General features: G+C 62.6%; 1 protein-coding gene. It reads left to right on the forward strand.

Features of this window, described 5'->3' with window-relative positions; translation table 11 throughout:
• Positions 1-176: 176 nt before the first annotated feature.
• On the forward strand, positions 177-1,532 hold the full coding sequence (gene rhlE, locus HMPREF9538_RS07865) for an ATP-dependent RNA helicase RhlE (protein WP_004151702.1): 1,356 nt from the start codon (positions 177-179) through the stop codon (positions 1,530-1,532).
• Positions 1,533-1,614: the final 82 nt, after the last annotated feature.

The following is a 1,614-nucleotide window of genomic DNA, read 5'->3' on the forward strand; positions in this document are numbered from 1 at the left end:
CCCCCCTTCTCATGCCCGCCAGCCAGGCGCGGCATTCTTTTGCAGATTTTATGCGGCCTGTCACAAAATCTGCTAGACTGCGCCCCTTCATGGCATTGTGGTTTTTGCCATCTCTTATCGCAATAATCTCCCTGAAAACTACGCCCTTCACCGGGCCGGGGCGGTTCGGAGTTGTTATGTCTTTTGATTCCCTAGGCCTGAATCCCGATATCCTGCGCGCTGTCGCTGAGCAGGGCTACGTTGAGCCGACCCCTATCCAGCAGCAGGCGATCCCGGCGGTACTGCAGGGCCGTGACCTGATGGCCAGCGCCCAGACCGGCACCGGTAAAACGGCGGGCTTTACCCTGCCGCTGCTGCAGCGCCTGATTCAGAATGAGCCGCACGCAAAGGGCCGTCGTCCGGTGCGCGCGCTGATCCTGACCCCGACCCGTGAGCTGGCGGCGCAGGTGGGCGAGAACGTCCGCGATTACAGTAAATACCTGAATATTCGCTCGCTGGTGGTCTTCGGCGGCGTGAGTATCAACCCGCAGATGATGAAGCTGCGCGGCGGCGTCGACATCCTCGTCGCCACCCCGGGCCGTCTGCTGGACCTCGAACATCAGAACGCCGTCAGTCTTGATAAAGTTGAAATCCTCGTGCTGGACGAAGCGGACCGTATGCTGGATATGGGCTTTATCCATGACATCCGTCGCGTACTGGCCAAACTGCCGGCGCGTCGACAGAACCTGCTGTTCTCGGCGACCTTCTCCGACGAGATCAAGGGCCTGGCCGAGAAACTGCTGCACAACCCGCTGGAAGTGGAAGTGGCGCGTCGTAACACCGCGTCCGAGCAGATCACCCAGCACGTCCATTTCGTTGACAAGAACCGCAAGCGTGAACTGCTGTCGCAGCTTATCGGCGAAGGCAACTGGCAGCAGGTGCTGGTGTTTACCCGTACCAAGCATGGCGCCAACCACCTCGCGGAACAGCTCAACAAAGACGGCATCCGCAGCGCGGCGATCCATGGCAACAAGAGCCAGGGAGCGCGTACCCGCGCGCTGGCCGACTTTAAATCCGGCGGCATTCGCGTGCTGGTGGCGACTGATATCGCCGCCCGCGGTCTGGATATCGAAGAGCTGCCGCACGTGGTGAACTACGAGCTGCCGAACGTACCGGAAGATTACGTCCACCGTATCGGCCGTACCGGCCGCGCGGCGGCCACCGGCGAAGCCTTATCGCTGGTGTGCGTGGATGAGCATAAGCTGCTGCGCGATATCGAGCGCCTGCTGAAAAAAGAGATCCCGCGCATCGCGATTGCCGGCTATGAGCCGGATCCGTCCATTAAAGCCGAACCTATCCAGAACGGTCGCCAGCAGCGCGGCGGCGGTCGTGGGCAAGGTCAGGGACGCGGCGGCCAGGGTCAGGGACGCAGCGGACAGCCGCGCAGCCAGAATAATGCCCCGCGCCGTCAGGACGGCGAGGCGCCGAAAGCGCGCACTCAGGACGGCAAACCGCCGCGCCGCCGTCGCCCGCGTAAACCGGCTGGCGAATAACACGCTAATGTCCGGGCCGCGATAACGCGCCCCGGCTCAGGCCCGTCTGTCCGCTACGCGGCGGCGGGCCTTTTTCTTTCCA

This window comes from Klebsiella sp. MS 92-3 (genome assembly GCF_000195655.1).
GTDB lineage: Bacteria > Pseudomonadota > Gammaproteobacteria > Enterobacterales > Enterobacteriaceae > Klebsiella > Klebsiella pneumoniae.